The following is a 14,088-nucleotide window of genomic DNA, read 5'->3' on the forward strand; positions in this document are numbered from 1 at the left end:
CTTATCCTTACTTGTCGCCGGGCAGCTTCACGCCGGTGACCTGCGCATACATGCGCGCAACCGAGGCGTCGTCGTCGCGGCCCATGCCGGCGGCAGCCGTCATCAGGAACATCTGGAGGGCGGCGGCGGAGACCGGCACCGGGAATCTGGCGCTGCGCGCCATGTCCTGGATGATGCCGAGGTCCTTGACGAAGATCTCGACCGCGCTGCGCGGCGTATAGTCGCCGTCGAGCACATGCGGCATGCGGTTCTCGAACATCCAGGAATTGCCGGCGGAGGCCGTGATCACCTCATAGACCTTGCGGATGTCGAGGCCCTGCTTGGCTGCGAACGCCATCGCTTCGCTGGCGGCGGCGATGTGCACGCCGGCCAGCAACTGGTTGATCATCTTGAAGGCGGCGCCCTGCCCGGCGGCGTCGCCGAGCTCGTAGAGCTTTGCCGCCATGGCATCGAGCGCCGGCCGTGCCTTTGCAAAGGCGGCCGGGCTGCCCGAAGCAAGGATCGTCAGCTCGCCCTGCGCGGCGCGCTGCGCCCCGCCGGAGATCGGCGCGTCCAGATAGTGCCGGCCCGTCGCCTCCAGCTGTTTGGCGAGGCGCCGCGCCACGTCCGGGTCCATGGTGGCGGAGGATATGAAGACGCCGTCTTTCGGCATGGTCTCGGCCACGCCATCCTTGCCGAACAGGATCGCCTCGGTTTGCGCAGCATTGACGACGACGCTGACGACGATGTCGGCGCTCTTGGCCGCCTCGGCCGGCGTTTTGGCGCCCGCGCCGCCGTCCTTCACAAACCGCGCCACCGCGTCAGCCGAAACGTCGCAGCCGGTGACGGCGTGACCGGCGCGCTTCAGCGAGGTCGCCATGCCAAACCCCATCGAGCCAAGCCCGACGACGGCGATACGCTGATTCTGTGACGTGGAGGCGGACATATGCAACTGACCCTTGCGAACGTTTCCCGAATAGCCGCCCTTTGCGGCAGCTTGGCAACCGAATAACACGGCTTGGCCGCGCTGCCAAAGCGTGAGACAAGCAGGCATGACGGCCATGAGCAACGAGACAAGGCTGCGTGAGGATATCTGCCGCTTCGGACGGTCCCTGTTCGAGCGCGGGCTGACGCCGGGCTCCTCTGGCAATATCAGCGTCAGGCTGGACGGCGGCGGCTGGCTGGTGACGCCGACCAACGCCTCGCTCGGCTTCCTCGATCCCGCAAAGCTGTCGCGGCTGGACGAAACCGGCCGGCTGATTTCGGGCGATGCCCCGACCAAAGAAGTTCCGCTGCACACCGCGCTCTACGAAACGCGCGGCAGCGCACGCGCGATCGTGCACCTGCATTCGACGCATTCGGTTGCGCTCTCGATGCTGCCCGAGATCGACCCGCGCGCCGCGCTGCCGCCGATGACGGCCTATTATCTGATGAAATGCGGCGCCACCGCGCTCGTGCCCTACTACCGCCCCGGCGATCCCGCAGTGGCGGATGCGATCAAGGGGCTGGCGGGGAAATATTCGTCCGTGCTGCTCGCCAATCACGGCCCGGTGGTCGCCGGCGACACGCTGGAGGCCGCGGTGTTCGCGACCGAGGAGCTGGAGGAGACGGCGAAGCTGTATCTGCTGCTGCGCGGGTTGAACCCGCGATATTTGTCGCCGGAGCAGGTGACGGATCTGGTGAAGGTGTTCGGGGTGACGTTGCCGGAGCATGGGCACGGGCACGGACATTAACCGCATACTCCGCCGTCATCCTGAGGTGCGAGCCTTGCGATGCAATGCATCGCAAGGTGAAGCCTCGAAGGATGGGCTACAGGCGCTTGCGGCCCATCCTTCGAGGCGCGCAAAGAGCGTGGCAGTCTAGCTACAGCCCCAGATACGCCTTGCGCACGTCGGGATTGCCCTTGATCTCGCTCGCCGCGCCCTGCATCAGCACGCGGCCGGTTTGCAGGATGTAGGCGCGGTCGGCGATCTCCAGGCACTCGGCCATGCGTTGCTCGACGATCAGGACGGTCATGCCGGCGTCACGGATGCGCAATACTGCCTGGAAAATCTCGTCCACCAGCTTCGGCATGATGCCTTGCGAGGGCTCATCCAGCATCAGCAGCCGCGGGCGCGTCATCAGCGCGCGGCCGATGGCGAGCATCTGCTGTTCGCCGCCGGAGAGCGTTTCGGCGCGCTGCTCCAAACGTTCCTGAAGACGCGGAAACAGGTTGAAGACGAGGTCGAGCGGTCCCTCGCGGTTCGCCTCGCCGCGGTAGAGATAGCTGCCGAGGCGAAGGTTGTCGCGCACCGACAGGCGCGGGAACAGGCGGCGGTTCTCCGGCACATAGGCGATGCCGGTGGCCGTAATGTGGTGCTGCGCCATGCCGTCGAGGCGCTTGCCGTCGAACGTCACGGTGCCCGAACGCGGGCGTTCGGCGCCGGCGATGGACTTCAGCAGCGTCGACTTGCCCGCGCCGTTGGCGCCGGCCACACAGACGATCTCACCCTTCTCGACCTCGATCGAGACTGCGGAGATCGCGACCAGACCCTGATAGGCGGTCGTGACTTCATGCACTGACAGCATGACGATCTCCCAGATATGCGCTGATCACCTTGGGATCGCGAACGACGTCGGCAGGCTTGCCCTCGACCAGCACCTTGCCGAGGTCAAGCACGATGGCGCGGTCGACCAGCGGCATCACGATCTCCATGACGTGCTCGACCATCAGCACGGTGATGCCGGCATCGCGCACCTTGCGCACCAGCGCGACGCCGGTCTGCGCCTCGGTCGGCGTGAGGCCGGTGAGGACTTCGTCGAGCAACAGCAGCTTTGGTTCGGTCGCGAGCGCACGGGCGACTTCGAGGCGGCGCTTCTCGGCCGGCACGAGATCGCTCGCGAGCACGTCGGCGCGTGCTGCAAGGCCGGTGAATTCGAGCACCTCATGCGCCTTGCGCCGCGCCTCGCGCATCACGGTGTTGCGCACCAGCGCACCGACGATGACGTTGTCGATGACGGTCATGGTCTCGAAGCTCTTGACCACCTGAAAGGTGCGCCCGACGCCGCGCTGGCAGCGTTCGGCCGCCGGCATGTGGGTGACGTCCTCGCCGTCGAACCAGATCGAGCCCTGGGTCGGCGGCAGGACGCCGGCGATGAGATTGAACAATGTCGACTTGCCGGCACCGTTCGGGCCGATCAGGCCGACGATCTCGCCGCGGCCGACCGAGATCGACACGTCGCTGTTGGCGACGAGGCCGCCGAACCGCTGCCAGACGCCGCGGGTTTCAAGGAGCGCGGTCATCGCGTGGCTCCCTTTGCTTTTGAACGGGAGAACAGGCTCACCAGACCGCGCGGCAGGGCCAGCGAGATCGCCACGATCAGTGCGCCATAGACGATAAGGTCAACACCACGGCCGGAGCCGCCGATATAGGAGCGCGTCAGCTCCGTCATCGGGATCAGGATGGCAGCGCCGAGCACCGGCCCCCACAGGGTGCCGATGCCGCCGAGCACGGCCGGCAGCGCCATCAGCAGCGAGAACTGGAAGCCCATCACGCTCTCGGGATCGATATAGGCGAGGAACTGCGCATAGAAGGCGCCGCCGATGGCGACGAGGAAGGCGGAGACGGCCGCCGCGCCCATCTTGGAATTGAACACGACGACGCCGAGGCTCTCGGCCGCTTCCGGATTGTCCTTCACGGCGCGCCACCAGAAGCCCCATTTGGAATCTTCGAGCCACCAGGTGACGAACCAGGCGAGGCTGCACAGCACCAGCGCGAAATAGAAGTAAGGCAGCTTGCTGCGCATGAACTGGAATTTCAGCCAGCTGTCGCCGCGCACCGGAATGGTGATTCCCATCGCAGCACCCGCCCATTCCCAGTTCTGGAACAGGAGCAGCCCGATCTCGGCGATGACGATGGTCGCGATCACGAAGTAATGGCCGCGCAGACGGAAGAAGGGATAGCCAAGCCCCATTGCGATGACGGCCGCGATCACGCCGCCGGCGAGCATGCCGAACCAGGGCAATACGCCGAACTTGGTGAACAGCAGCTCGGTGGTATAGGCGCCGATGCCGAAATAGAGCGCGTGCCCCAGCGAGATCTGTCCGCAATAGCCGGACAGGATGTTCCAGCTCTGCGACAGCGCCGCGTACATCAGGGTCAGGATCAGGATGTTCTGGACGTAGACATCCTTGATGAACAGCGGTGCAAGGGCCGCGAGCGCGGCCAGCACCGCGGCGATGATCAGGTCGCGGCGGCGCCGCGTAGCAAAATTCTGGTCCATCACATCGATCCGAACAGGCCGCGCGGCCGGATGAAGACGACGAGCAGATAGACCGCGTAGATGCCGACCGATTTCAGCGAAGGCGGCAGCACCAGGGCGGTGGTCGCCTCGACGAGGCCGACGATGATGCCGCCGGCGAACGCGCCGAACACACTGCCGAAACCACCGAGCGCAACCGTGACATAGGCGATCAGCGCGAAGGAGGCGCCGACGTCCGGATAGATGTAGAAGAACACCGCCATGATCGCGCCGGCGAGACCGACCAGTGCGGCGCCCAGGCCCCAGCCCAGCGCGAACACGCGGTTCTTGTCGATGCCGACGAGTGCGACTGCACCGGGATCTTCGCGGGTGGCTTCGAGCGCGCGGCCGAAGTCAGTGCGGTTGATGAACAAATAGAGGCCGGCGAAAGCCGCGATCGAGACCAGCGCGCCGATCAGCTGCGGCTCCGGCAGGAAGATGCCGCCGATCGAGATCGTCTTGCCGCCGAGCCAGGACTGCGGAATGCTGCGATAGTCCGGCGTGAAGAAGAACTGCGCGAGCCCGCGCATCACGATGGCAAGGCCGAAGGTCGAGAAGATCTGCACCATGCCGGCGTTTGCCTTGGCGCGCATCGCGAAGCGTACAATCAAGAGGTAGACGACCGCCCCGAACACGAACAGGGCCGCGGCGACCAGCGGCGCCGACAGCAGGGGGTCGATGGCGAAGAACGCGAACAGGAAGAAGCTCGCATACATCGCGATCATCAGGAACTCGCCATGGGCGAAGTTCACGACGTCCATCAGGCCGAAGATCAGCGCGAGGCCGACGGCGATCAGTCCGTAGAGCAGGCCCATGAGAAGGCCGCTCGCGAGACTCTGGATAATGGCTTGAGCTGTCAAAAGTCGTCCCCCACAATACGCCCTCATCCTGAGGAACGCGCCGCGGCGCGCGTCTCGAAGGATGGGCCCACCCTCGTCCTTCGAGACGCGAGCTACGCCCGCTCCTCAGGATGAGGGCGGGAGCCAAGTCTGAGCTCCCGCTCTCCGAAACGCTTACTTCATCGGCCAGATCGCTTCGGCGATCGCGGCCTGCGGCGGGAAGATGGTGACGAACTTGCCGCCGACATATTGCAGCAGCACCGGGTCGGCGTCGTTGTTCTGGCCCATCTCGTCGAACTTGACGCGCTTCCAGGGCATGATGGTCTGCTCGCCCGGGATGTCGGTGGCGGCCAGCGCATCGCGGACTTTCTCGCCGTCGGTCGACTTGGCGCGGCTGATGGCGTCGGCGAGGATGATCAGGCCCATGAACTGGCGCGAAGTGAGGTCGTTGAAATCCTTGCCCGACCGCGCCTTGAACATCTCGTTGATTTTGCCGACCATCGGGCGCTTCTGCGCGAGGTCGAGCGAGAAGGTGCCGCGCGAGATCACGCCTTCGAGCTTGTCGCCGACGGCGTCGTAGAGCGCCTTCTCGGAGAAGCCTGCGTCCTGCGCCACGATCGCGTTGGGCTTGTAGCCGAGCTCGGCCATGGTCTTGACCAGCAGGATGCCGTCGGTGGTGTAGCTCGAGGGCATCAGCACGTCGGCATTGGCGGTCTTGAGCTGCTGCACCTCGGCGGAGAGCGACGGCGAGTTGGCGCGGTACTTGATGTCGGTGACGATCTTGTAGGCGCGCTCGCCGGCGATCTTGGCCTGGGCGTTGCCGGAGTCGGTGCCGAAGATGGTGTCCTCGTGGAACAGCGACAGCGTCTCGATCTTGGTGCCCTTCTTCTTCATGGCGTCGAAGAAGTCGAACATCGCGGCCGAGTACATCTCGTCATGCGGCGCGGCACGGAAGTAATATTTGAGGCCGCGGCGATGCAGGCTCGGAGAGGAGTTGTCGGCGGAGACGAACGGGATCTGGTAACGCTCGCAGATCTGGCTGACGGTGACGGCGACCGCGCTCTGGTAGGTGCCGATGATGGCGGAGACCTTCTCCTGCGTGATCAGGCGCTCGGCCTCGGCGCGGCCCTTCTGCGGATCGGCCTGGTGGTCGGCGAACACGAGACGGACTTTTGCGCCGCCGAGGCCCGGCAGGCCTTCGCCCTTCGCCAGCGGCAGGTCGAAATCGGTGTCCTTGTTGATGACCTCGAGCGCGGTCTCATAGGCCTTCTGCGCATCGACGCCCTGCTGCGCGCTGCCGCCGGAGAACGGATAGATGACGCCGATCACGACTTCCGAGGTCTGGGCGCGTGCAGCGAGCGGCACCAGCGCTGCAGTGGCGGTGGCACCCAGCAACACGTCGCGGCGAGAGATCGTCATGGCAAAGTCCTCTGTTACGGAATTTCGGCTGATCGAATGAAGCGATTGATGGATGCGGTAAAGCCCGAAGAAGCAGCAAACGCTGCCCACTATATCACGGCCATGGTCCTGTTCTTGAGATCCGTCACCAGCATCAGGCCGGGAGAATGCGTGATCGCGAACGGCAGCCTGGCGGCGTTGATCACCGATTGCGGCGTCACGCCGCAGGCCCAGAACACCGGAATCTCGTCGTCGGCAACCGGCACGGGATCGCCATAGTCGGGCTTGGCAATGTCCTTGATGCCGATCAGATGCGGATGGCCGAGATGCACGGGCGCGCCGTGCACGGCTGGATAGCGCGAGGTGATCTGCACGGCGCGGATCGCATCGGCCGGCTTGAACGGACGCATCGACACCACCATGGGACCGGCGAACGGACCGGCCTCGCCGCAGGCGATGTTGGTGCGATACATCGGCACGCGCACGTTCTGCTCGATGTGGCGGATCGGCATACCCTCGTCGAGCAGCGCCTCCTCGAACGAGAACGAACAGCCGAGCACAAAGGTCACCAGATCGTCGCGCCAGTAGCCCCTCACGTCGGTCGGCTCGTCGACCACTTCGCCGTCGCGCCAGACACGGTAACGGGGAACGTCGGTGCGGATGTCGAGATCGGCGCCGAGTGCGGGGATATGCGGACTGCCGACGTCGGACATGCCGATGATCGGGCAGGGTTTCGGATTGAGCTGGCAGAAGCGGTGAAAGGCGCTGGCGTATTCCGCCGGCAGGATCGCCAGATTGCCCTGGACGAAGCCGGGGGCGACCCCGGCGGTGGACCCCACCTCGCCGCCGCGATAGGCGAGCCGCGCCTGGCGGCTCGGGAGTGAGTCGGGCATTTCAGTTTGCTGCGCTGCCACCAAAACAGTCATCTGATCGACCTGCCTATAAGCTCGACAAGGACAGCCAACACCAAGCGTGCTATAAAGTCTAATCGTCCTTTCTAATCAATATCGATAAATCCAATTTATCGATCGGGGAAATCCTTCCAATGCTGGACTTCAGATCGATCGAGACGTTCCTCTGGGTTGTGAAGCTCGGCAGCTTCCGCGGCGCTGCGGCCCGCCTCAACACGACCCAGCCGGCGATCTCCCAGCGCATCGCCCAGCTCGAGCGCGAGATGGGCGTGAAGCTGCTCAACCGCGACCATCGCGTGGCCTCGCCGACGCCGAGCGGCCGGCAGATGATGGTCTATGCGGAGAAGCTGATCGGTCTCCGCGCTCAGATGATGGCGGAGATCGGCGACCGCTCAGCGATGCGCGGCGTGATGCGGCTCGGCGTCGCCGAGACCATCGTGCACACCTGGCTGCCGCGCCTCGTGAAAAGCGTGAACCAGATCTATCCGAACCTGTCGCTCGAGATCGAGGTCGACATCACCCCGAACCTCACGGCACGCCTGCTCGCGCAGGAGATCGAGCTCGCTTTCGTGGTCGGGCCGCTGTCCGCCTCCGGCGTGCACAATCGCGTGCTCGCCGACTACCCGATCGGCTTTCTCGCAAGCCCCTCGCTCGGGCTCGGCAAAGGTCCGGTGACGCCGGCGGAGCTCGCACGGTTTCCGATCATCACCTTCCCACGCAAGACCAAGCCTTACGAGGTCGTGCGCGAGGTGTTCGACCGGCCGGAATTGCCGCCGATACGGCTGCATGCCTCTGCGTCGCTCGCGACCGTTATCCACATGGCGGTCGAGGGCCTCGGGATCGCCGTGATCCCCGACGCCATCGTCGAGAACGAGCTCGCCGACGGGCGGCTGCAACTGCTCGACACCGATCTCGAAATCACACCGCTGACGTTCACGGCGAGCTGGCTCGCCTCGCCCGACGTCGTGGCGGTGGAGCGCGTCGCCGAGCTTGCATGTCAGATTGCGCAGAGCAGCCTCGCGGTTGACGCGCCCGCGCTGGCGCGTCATTGAAACGGATGCTGGACAACCTTCAACGTCATTCCGGGATGGTGCGCAAGCACCAGACCCGGAATCTCGAGATTCCGGGTTCGCTCGTCGGGCCCCGGAATGACAACTGAGAGACTGACCCGCATGAGCCGAGCCGCCACCAACCTGCAAATCGATTCCGCCCGCCTCTGGGGCTCCATCCACGAGACCGCGCAATTCGGCGGGACGGCCAAGGGCGGCGTGCGGCGGCTGACGCTGAGCGCCGAGGACAAGCAGGTGCGCGACTGGTTCCGCAAGGCCTGCGAGGATGCCGGTCTCGAGGTTCATGTCGATGCGCTCGGCTCACAGTTCGGCCTGCGCAAGGGGCGTGACATGTCGAAGCCGCCCGTCGGCATCGGCTCGCATCTCGACACCCAGCCGACCGGCGGCAAATATGACGGCATCCTGGGAACGCTCGGCGCGCTGGAAGTGATCCGCACCCTGAACGACGCCGGCATCGAGACCGAGGCGCCCATCTGTGTGGTCAACTGGACCAACGAGGAAGGCTCGCGCTTCGCGCCCGCGATGATGGCGTCCGCGGCTTACGTCGGCGATTTCACCACCGACGACATCCTGTCGCGCAAGGACGCCGAGGGCATCACCGTCGGCCAGGCGCTCGACGGCATCGGCTATCGCGGCGACAAGCCGGTCGGCTTCCAGAAGCTCGGCTGCTTCGTCGAGCTGCACATCGAGCAGGGCCCGATTTTGGAGGCCGAGGGCAAGACCATCGGCGTCGTCGATTCCGGCCAGGGCGTGCTCTGGTATGACGGCAAGATTTCCGGCTTCGAGAGCCATGCGGGATCGACCCCGATGCCGCTGCGGCGCGATGCGCTGGCCACGCTCTCCGAAATCGTGCTGGCGATGGAGGCGATTGCAAAGAAGCATGGGCCGAACGCGGTCGGCACCATCGGCGAGGCCGTGATCGCAAACCCCTCGCGCAACGTCATTCCCGGCGAGATCGCCTTCACCATGGATTGCCGCAGTGCCGATGGCGCGATCATGGACGCGCTCGATCACGATCTGCGCGCCGCGATTGCCGAGATTGCCGCCCGCCGCAAGGTCGAGGTCAAGATCGACCTGGTCTGGCGCAAGCCGCCGACGCATTTCGATCCCAAGCTGATCGCGGCGGTCGAGAACGCGGCGAAGACGCTTGGCTATTCCTCTCGCCGCATCACCTCCGGCGCCGGCCACGACGCCTGCAACCTCAACACCGTCATGCCGGCGGCGATGGTGTTCGTGCCCTGCAAGGACGGCATCAGCCACAACGAGCTTGAGGATGCCACGCAGCCCGACTGCGCCGCAGGCACCAACGTGCTGATGCACACCGTGCTGGCGATCGCCGGCGTCGCGTCCTGACCGGAGAGAGCCATGCGCGGAGTTTTCGTCGACGCCAACGAAGCCCTCGCCGTGATCATGGAGCGGCTGGAGAAACCAGGCGATCCCAAGGTGCGGATCAACAGGGACCCGGACATCAAGCCCGAGCAATACCCTGAAATCCTCGACGGCGCGGAGATCGCGATCGTCGACCACACCGCGCTGCCGACCGACGTCGCGAAGAAATGCGCGGGGCTGAAGCACGTCGTGTTCCTCGGTACCGGCGCGCGCAGCTACCTGAATCCGGAAGAGCTCGCCGAGCTCGGCATCTCCGTGCACCTGATCAAGGGCTATGGCGACACCGCCGTGGCAGAATCCGCGATCGCGCTGATGTGGGCCTCCGCCCGCGTCATCGCGATGATGGACCGCGAGATGCGCGTCGGCAACTGGCTGCGCGAAGACGGCATGCAGCTCACCGGCAAGACGCTCGGCCCTATCGGCTTCGGCGGCATCGCAGCAGAGGTCGCGCGCATTGCGTCCGGCAGCGGCATGAAGGTGATCGCCTGGAATCGCTCGCCGAAGAGCTCCCCGGGCGTCACGTTCACCGATCTCGACACGGTGCTGGCGACCAGCGACGTGGTGTCGCTGCACCTGCTGCTCAACGAAGAAACGCGCGGCATGATCACGCGCGAGAAGATCTTTGCGATGAAGCCCGGCGTCATCCTCATCACCACCGCGCGCGCCGCGGTCGTCGACGAGGCCGCCATGATCGACGCGCTGAAGTCGGGCCACATCCGTCACGCCGGCCTCGACGTCTTCAACATCGAGCCCCTGCCCGGCGATCATCCGCTGACAAAACTGTCGAACGTGACACTGTCGGCGCATTCGGCGTTCCGCACGCCGGAGGCCAGCGAGAACCTGATTGAAGCGGCCTGGATTCACTGCCGCCGGATCGTGAAGGGATAAGAGCAACAACAAATGGCTGACTATCGCACCATCAAGGCCGAAGCGCTCACCAGCGTCGTCCGCGCCATCGTCAAGGCCGGCGGCTCCTCGGACCGCGAGGCCGAGCTCGTATCCACCAACCTCGTCGAGGCCAATCTTAGGGGACATGACTCGCACGGCGTCGGAATGATCCCGCGCTATGTCCAGAGCGTCACCAACGGCGGCCTCGCCGTGAACCAGCACGTCAAGATCGTGCTCGACACTGGCCCGCTCCTCACCCTCGACGGCCTCACCGGCTACGGCCAGGTGATCGGCCACGAAGCGATGGAGCTGGCAGCCGAGCGTGCCAAGAGCAACGGCGTATGTCTCGTCGGTCTTTCCAATGCGCACCACATTGGCCGCATCGGCCACTGGGCCGAGCAGTGCATCGACCACGGGCTTGTATCGATCCACTTCGTCAACGTGATCTCGCGCCCGATCGTGGCGCCCTGGGGCGGCAGCGATGCCCGCCACGGCACCAACCCGTTCTGCGTCGGCATCCCGCGCAGGGGCAAAGAGCCGATCGTGCTCGACTTCGCCACCAGCAGGATCGCGCAGGGAAAGACCCGCGTCGCCCACAACAAGGGCGTCGAACTGGAGCCCGGCACCATCATCGACAATGAAGGCAAGCCCACGGTCAATCCGCGCTACACCGTGATCCCGCCGTACGGCGCTATTCTGCCGTTCGGCGAGCACAAGGGTTCGGGGCTCGCGCTCGTGTGCGAAATCCTCGGCGGCGCGCTCTCCGGCGGACAGGTGGTCAAGGGCCCGTCCGACGGCAAGTACAACGTCCTCAACGGCATGCTCTCGATCATCATCGACCCGGGCAAGCTCGGCACCGGCGAAAACCTCGCACGCGAAGTCGAAAGCTTCGTCGTCTGGCACACCGGCTCACCGCCTGGCCCCGGCGTCGACAAGGTCAAGATCGCCGGCGAGCCCGAGCGCGAGACCAAGAAGAAGCGCCTCGCAGAAGGCATTCCGGTCGATCCGACCACCTGGCAGGAGATTCTCGCGGCCGGGCAGAAGTTCGGGCTGGATCAGGCCGCGATCGAGAAGATCGCGGGGTAGGAAACCGCAACTGCTGTCGTCCCGGATCAGCGCAGCGAAGCGCAGATCCGGGGCCTATAACCACAGAAGGTGGTTTGGCGAAGACTCGTAGTCACCAACGTCGCGCCGCAACTACTCCCTGGGGTAATGGGTCCCGGCTTTCGCCGGGACGACGCCTCGGTTAGCAGCTCTGCTTAATCCACCATATCCGCGACCGCCTTGCCGCAGGCCGTCGTGTCGGCATTGCCGCCGAGATCCCTGGTGCGCAGCGTGCGCTCGGCGAGCGTGCGCTCGATCGCTTCCACGATCGATCGGCCGGCTTCCTTCTCGCCGAGATGCTCGAACATCATCGCACCGGACCAGATTGCGCCGATCGGGTTGGCGATGCCCTGGCCCGCGATGTCGGGCGCCGAGCCGTGCACCGGTTCGAACACCGAGGGGAAATCGCCCTCGGGATTGATGTTACCTGATGGCGCGATGCCGATGGTGCCGGTGCAGGCCGGGCCGAGATCGGAGAGGATGTCACCGAACAGATTCGAGCCGACAACGACGTCGAACCAATCAGGATGCAGCACGAAGTTCGCGGTGAGGATGTCGATGTGGTACTTGTCCCACTTCACGCCCGGGAACTTCTTGGCCATCGCCTCCACGCGCTCGTCCCAATAGGGCATGGTGATGGAGATGCCGTTCGACTTGGTCGCCGAGGTGAGGTGCTTCTTCGGTCGCGATTGCGCGAGCTCGAAGGCAAACTTCAGGATGCGGTCGACGCCGGTGCGGGTCATCACCGTCTGCTGGGTGACGAATTCACGGTCGGTGTCCGGGAACATGCGGCCGCCGACGGAGGAATATTCACCTTCGGTGTTCTCACGAACCACCCAGAAATCGATGTCGCCGGGCTTGCGGTTGGCGAGCGGCGACGGCACGCCGGGCATCAGCCGTACCGGCCGCAGGTTCACGTACTGGTCGAACTCGCGGCGGAATTTGATCAGCGAGCCCCACAGCGAAACATGATCCGGAATCTTGGCCGGCCAGCCGACCGCGCCGAAATAGATCGCATCGTGCTTGCCGATCTTCTCCTTCCAGTCGTCCGGCATCATCTGGCCGTGCTTCTCGTAATAGTCCCATGACGAGAAGTCGAAATGGTCGAAATGCAGGGACACGCCATGTTTCTTGGCGGCCGCCTCCAAAACACGCAGGCCCTCCGGCATCACTTCCTTGCCGATGCCGTCGCCGGGGATGACCGCGATCCGGTATTGTTTCTTGCTCATCGAGAACGTCCTTGGTTGGTCCGGCAGCCGCCGTCTTTTGATCGCCCTGCAATGAACCAAAGTCGCCGGCAGTGCAACGCTGCACTGCAATGTTGACGGTGGCACGGCCGACCGCCTACTGATTTCATCGTATTCCCATCTTGCGAGTAACCCCCATGGATCTGCATCTGCGTGGCAAGCGCGTCCTGATCACGGGCGCGTCCAAGGGCATCGGCGCCGCCGCCGCCGAGGCGTTCGCCGAGGAAGGCGCGCATCTCCTGCTCGCCGCGCGCAGCGGCGATCAGCTCAAGGCGCTGGCGGACCGCTTGCGGTCTGCTCACCAGATCGACGCCGCGACGAGCATCGTCGACCTGCGCAAGAGCGAAGACATCGCACGGCTGGCCACAGAAGCCGCCGACATCGACATCCTCGTCAACAATGCCGGCGACATCCCCGGCGGCTCGATCGACAAGATCGACGAGGCGACCTGGCGCCACGCCTGGGAATTGAAAGTGTTCGGCTACATCAACCTCACGCGGCAGATCTACGCGCAGATGAAGGCGAAGGGCGGCGGGGTCATCGTCAACGACATCGGTGCGGCCGGCGAAAAGTTCGACGCGAACTACATCTGCGGCAGCGCCGGGAATGCCGCGCTGATGGCGTTCACCCGCGCGCTCGGCGGCAAGAGCCTCGCCGACAACATCCGCGTGGTCGGCATCAATCCCGGTCCTGTGGGCACCGACCGCCACGTCACGCTGCTGAAGACGCGGGCCAAGCACCAGTTCGGCGACGAGAGCCGTTACAAGGAATTCCAGAAGAGCCTGCCGCTGGGCCGTCCCGCACATGCGCGCGAGATCGGCGATCTCATGGCGTTCCTGGCGTCGGATCGCGCCGGCTATACGTCCGGGGTCATCTATACGGTGGATGGCGGCATCAGTGCCGGGTGGGGTTAGTTTCTCCAAGGTTATTTAGCCACCGTCGTTCCGGGGCGATGCAAAGCATCGAACCCGGAACCTCGAGA

Annotated in this window: 14 protein-coding genes; 6 read left to right on the forward strand and 8 right to left on the reverse strand. The window is 64.9% G+C overall.

Going from position 1 to position 14,088, the window contains the following annotated elements; translation table 11 throughout:
• Positions 1-7: 7 nt before the first annotated feature.
• Positions 8-925, reverse strand: coding sequence for an L-threonate dehydrogenase (gene ltnD / locus ACFLEY_RS31840; protein ID WP_060911094.1), 918 nt, complete (start codon positions 923-925; stop codon positions 8-10).
• Between the two features lie 106 nt (positions 926-1,031).
• On the opposite strand from ltnD, the gene ACFLEY_RS31845 reads away from it, so the two are divergent.
• Entirely contained in the window at positions 1,032-1,712 is a 681-nt protein-coding gene (locus ACFLEY_RS31845) for an aldolase (protein WP_060911093.1), read from the forward strand.
• A gap of 130 nt (positions 1,713-1,842) precedes the next feature.
• On the opposite strand, the gene ACFLEY_RS31850 is transcribed toward ACFLEY_RS31845, so the two are convergent.
• From ACFLEY_RS31850 to ACFLEY_RS31875, 6 genes are all read right to left on the reverse strand, one after another.
• Positions 1,843-2,547 carry an ABC transporter ATP-binding protein gene (locus ACFLEY_RS31850; RefSeq protein WP_011085710.1) on the reverse strand — a complete coding sequence of 235 codons (705 nt, stop codon included), beginning with the start codon at positions 2,545-2,547 and terminating at the stop codon, positions 1,843-1,845.
• Complete coding sequence (locus ACFLEY_RS31855; protein WP_011085709.1) at positions 2,531-3,262, reverse strand: ABC transporter ATP-binding protein; 732 nt, start codon at positions 3,260-3,262, stop codon at positions 2,531-2,533. Before ACFLEY_RS31855 ends, ACFLEY_RS31850 begins: the two co-directional genes overlap by 17 nt.
• Entirely contained in the window at positions 3,259-4,242 is a 984-nt protein-coding gene (locus tag ACFLEY_RS31860; protein ID WP_038965773.1) for a branched-chain amino acid ABC transporter permease, read from the reverse strand. The genes ACFLEY_RS31855 and ACFLEY_RS31860 overlap by 4 nt, the downstream gene beginning before the upstream one ends.
• Complete coding sequence (locus ACFLEY_RS31865) at positions 4,242-5,075, reverse strand: branched-chain amino acid ABC transporter permease (RefSeq protein WP_249162761.1); 834 nt, start codon at positions 5,073-5,075, stop codon at positions 4,242-4,244. The genes ACFLEY_RS31860 and ACFLEY_RS31865 overlap by 1 nt, the downstream gene beginning before the upstream one ends.
• Before the next feature lie 198 nt (positions 5,076-5,273).
• On the reverse strand, positions 5,274-6,518 hold the full coding sequence (locus ACFLEY_RS31870) for an ABC transporter substrate-binding protein (RefSeq protein WP_038965775.1): 1,245 nt from the start codon (positions 6,516-6,518) through the stop codon (positions 5,274-5,276).
• A gap of 89 nt (positions 6,519-6,607) precedes the next feature.
• Positions 6,608-7,423 (reverse strand): putative hydro-lyase, encoded by an 816-nt coding sequence (locus ACFLEY_RS31875; protein ID WP_396604293.1) that lies wholly within the window; start codon positions 7,421-7,423, stop codon positions 6,608-6,610.
• Between the two features lie 119 nt (positions 7,424-7,542).
• Between ACFLEY_RS31875 and ACFLEY_RS31880 the strand changes: the two genes are divergently transcribed.
• From ACFLEY_RS31880 to ACFLEY_RS31895, 4 genes are all read left to right on the forward strand, one after another.
• Positions 7,543-8,460 carry a LysR family transcriptional regulator gene (locus ACFLEY_RS31880; protein WP_011085704.1) on the forward strand — a complete coding sequence of 306 codons (918 nt, stop codon included), beginning with the start codon at positions 7,543-7,545 and terminating at the stop codon, positions 8,458-8,460.
• A 120-nt stretch (positions 8,461-8,580) separates the two neighbouring features.
• Positions 8,581-9,831 carry a Zn-dependent hydrolase gene (locus tag ACFLEY_RS31885; RefSeq protein WP_060911090.1) on the forward strand — a complete coding sequence of 417 codons (1,251 nt, stop codon included), beginning with the start codon at positions 8,581-8,583 and terminating at the stop codon, positions 9,829-9,831.
• 12 nt (positions 9,832-9,843) lie between these two features.
• Complete coding sequence (locus ACFLEY_RS31890) at positions 9,844-10,755, forward strand: NAD(P)-dependent oxidoreductase (RefSeq protein WP_396604294.1); 912 nt, start codon at positions 9,844-9,846, stop codon at positions 10,753-10,755.
• A 12-nt stretch (positions 10,756-10,767) separates the two neighbouring features.
• Positions 10,768-11,841, forward strand: coding sequence for a malate/lactate/ureidoglycolate dehydrogenase (locus ACFLEY_RS31895; protein ID WP_060911088.1), 1,074 nt, complete (start codon positions 10,768-10,770; stop codon positions 11,839-11,841).
• Between the two features lie 173 nt (positions 11,842-12,014).
• Here ACFLEY_RS31895 and ACFLEY_RS31900 read toward each other — a convergent pair whose 3' ends face one another.
• Positions 12,015-13,088: a tartrate dehydrogenase gene (locus tag ACFLEY_RS31900; RefSeq protein WP_011085700.1), complete on the reverse strand. Its 1,074-nt coding sequence runs from the start codon at positions 13,086-13,088 to the stop codon at positions 12,015-12,017.
• Between the two features lie 155 nt (positions 13,089-13,243).
• On the opposite strand from ACFLEY_RS31900, the gene ACFLEY_RS31905 reads away from it, so the two are divergent.
• Complete coding sequence (locus ACFLEY_RS31905) at positions 13,244-14,020, forward strand: SDR family oxidoreductase (RefSeq protein ID WP_060911087.1); 777 nt, start codon at positions 13,244-13,246, stop codon at positions 14,018-14,020.
• Positions 14,021-14,088: the final 68 nt, after the last annotated feature.

Origin of the sequence: Bradyrhizobium sp. YCK136 (assembly GCF_044570075.1) — a bacterium.
GTDB lineage: Bacteria > Pseudomonadota > Alphaproteobacteria > Rhizobiales > Xanthobacteraceae > Bradyrhizobium > Bradyrhizobium diazoefficiens.

Excerpts from the sequence above, each read along its gene's own strand:
- ACFLEY_RS31845 (WP_060911093.1), top strand. The coding sequence starts at position 1,032 with ATGACGGCCATGAGCAACGAGACAAGGCTGCGTGAGGATATCTGCCGC.
- ltnD (WP_060911094.1), bottom strand. The coding sequence starts at position 925 with ATGTCCGCCTCCACGTCACAGAATCAGCGTATCGCCGTCGTCGGGCTT.
- ACFLEY_RS31870 (WP_038965775.1), bottom strand. The coding sequence starts at position 6,518 with ATGACGATCTCTCGCCGCGACGTGTTGCTGGGTGCCACCGCCACTGCA.
- ACFLEY_RS31875 (WP_396604293.1), bottom strand. The coding sequence starts at position 7,423 with ATGACTGTTTTGGTGGCAGCGCAGCAAACTGAAATGCCCGACTCACTC.
- ACFLEY_RS31850 (WP_011085710.1), bottom strand. The coding sequence starts at position 2,547 with ATGCTGTCAGTGCATGAAGTCACGACCGCCTATCAGGGTCTGGTCGCG.
- ACFLEY_RS31860 (WP_038965773.1), bottom strand. The coding sequence starts at position 4,242 with ATGGACCAGAATTTTGCTACGCGGCGCCGCCGCGACCTGATCATCGCC.
- ACFLEY_RS31905 (WP_060911087.1), top strand. The coding sequence starts at position 13,244 with ATGGATCTGCATCTGCGTGGCAAGCGCGTCCTGATCACGGGCGCGTCC.
- ACFLEY_RS31865 (WP_249162761.1), bottom strand. The coding sequence starts at position 5,075 with ATGGGCCTGCTCTACGGACTGATCGCCGTCGGCCTCGCGCTGATCTTC.
- ACFLEY_RS31855 (WP_011085709.1), bottom strand. The coding sequence starts at position 3,262 with ATGACCGCGCTCCTTGAAACCCGCGGCGTCTGGCAGCGGTTCGGCGGC.
- ACFLEY_RS31885 (WP_060911090.1), top strand. The coding sequence starts at position 8,581 with ATGAGCCGAGCCGCCACCAACCTGCAAATCGATTCCGCCCGCCTCTGG.
- ACFLEY_RS31890 (WP_396604294.1), top strand. The coding sequence starts at position 9,844 with ATGCGCGGAGTTTTCGTCGACGCCAACGAAGCCCTCGCCGTGATCATG.
- ACFLEY_RS31895 (WP_060911088.1), top strand. The coding sequence starts at position 10,768 with ATGGCTGACTATCGCACCATCAAGGCCGAAGCGCTCACCAGCGTCGTC.
- ACFLEY_RS31880 (WP_011085704.1), top strand. The coding sequence starts at position 7,543 with ATGCTGGACTTCAGATCGATCGAGACGTTCCTCTGGGTTGTGAAGCTC.
- ACFLEY_RS31900 (WP_011085700.1), bottom strand. The coding sequence starts at position 13,088 with ATGAGCAAGAAACAATACCGGATCGCGGTCATCCCCGGCGACGGCATC.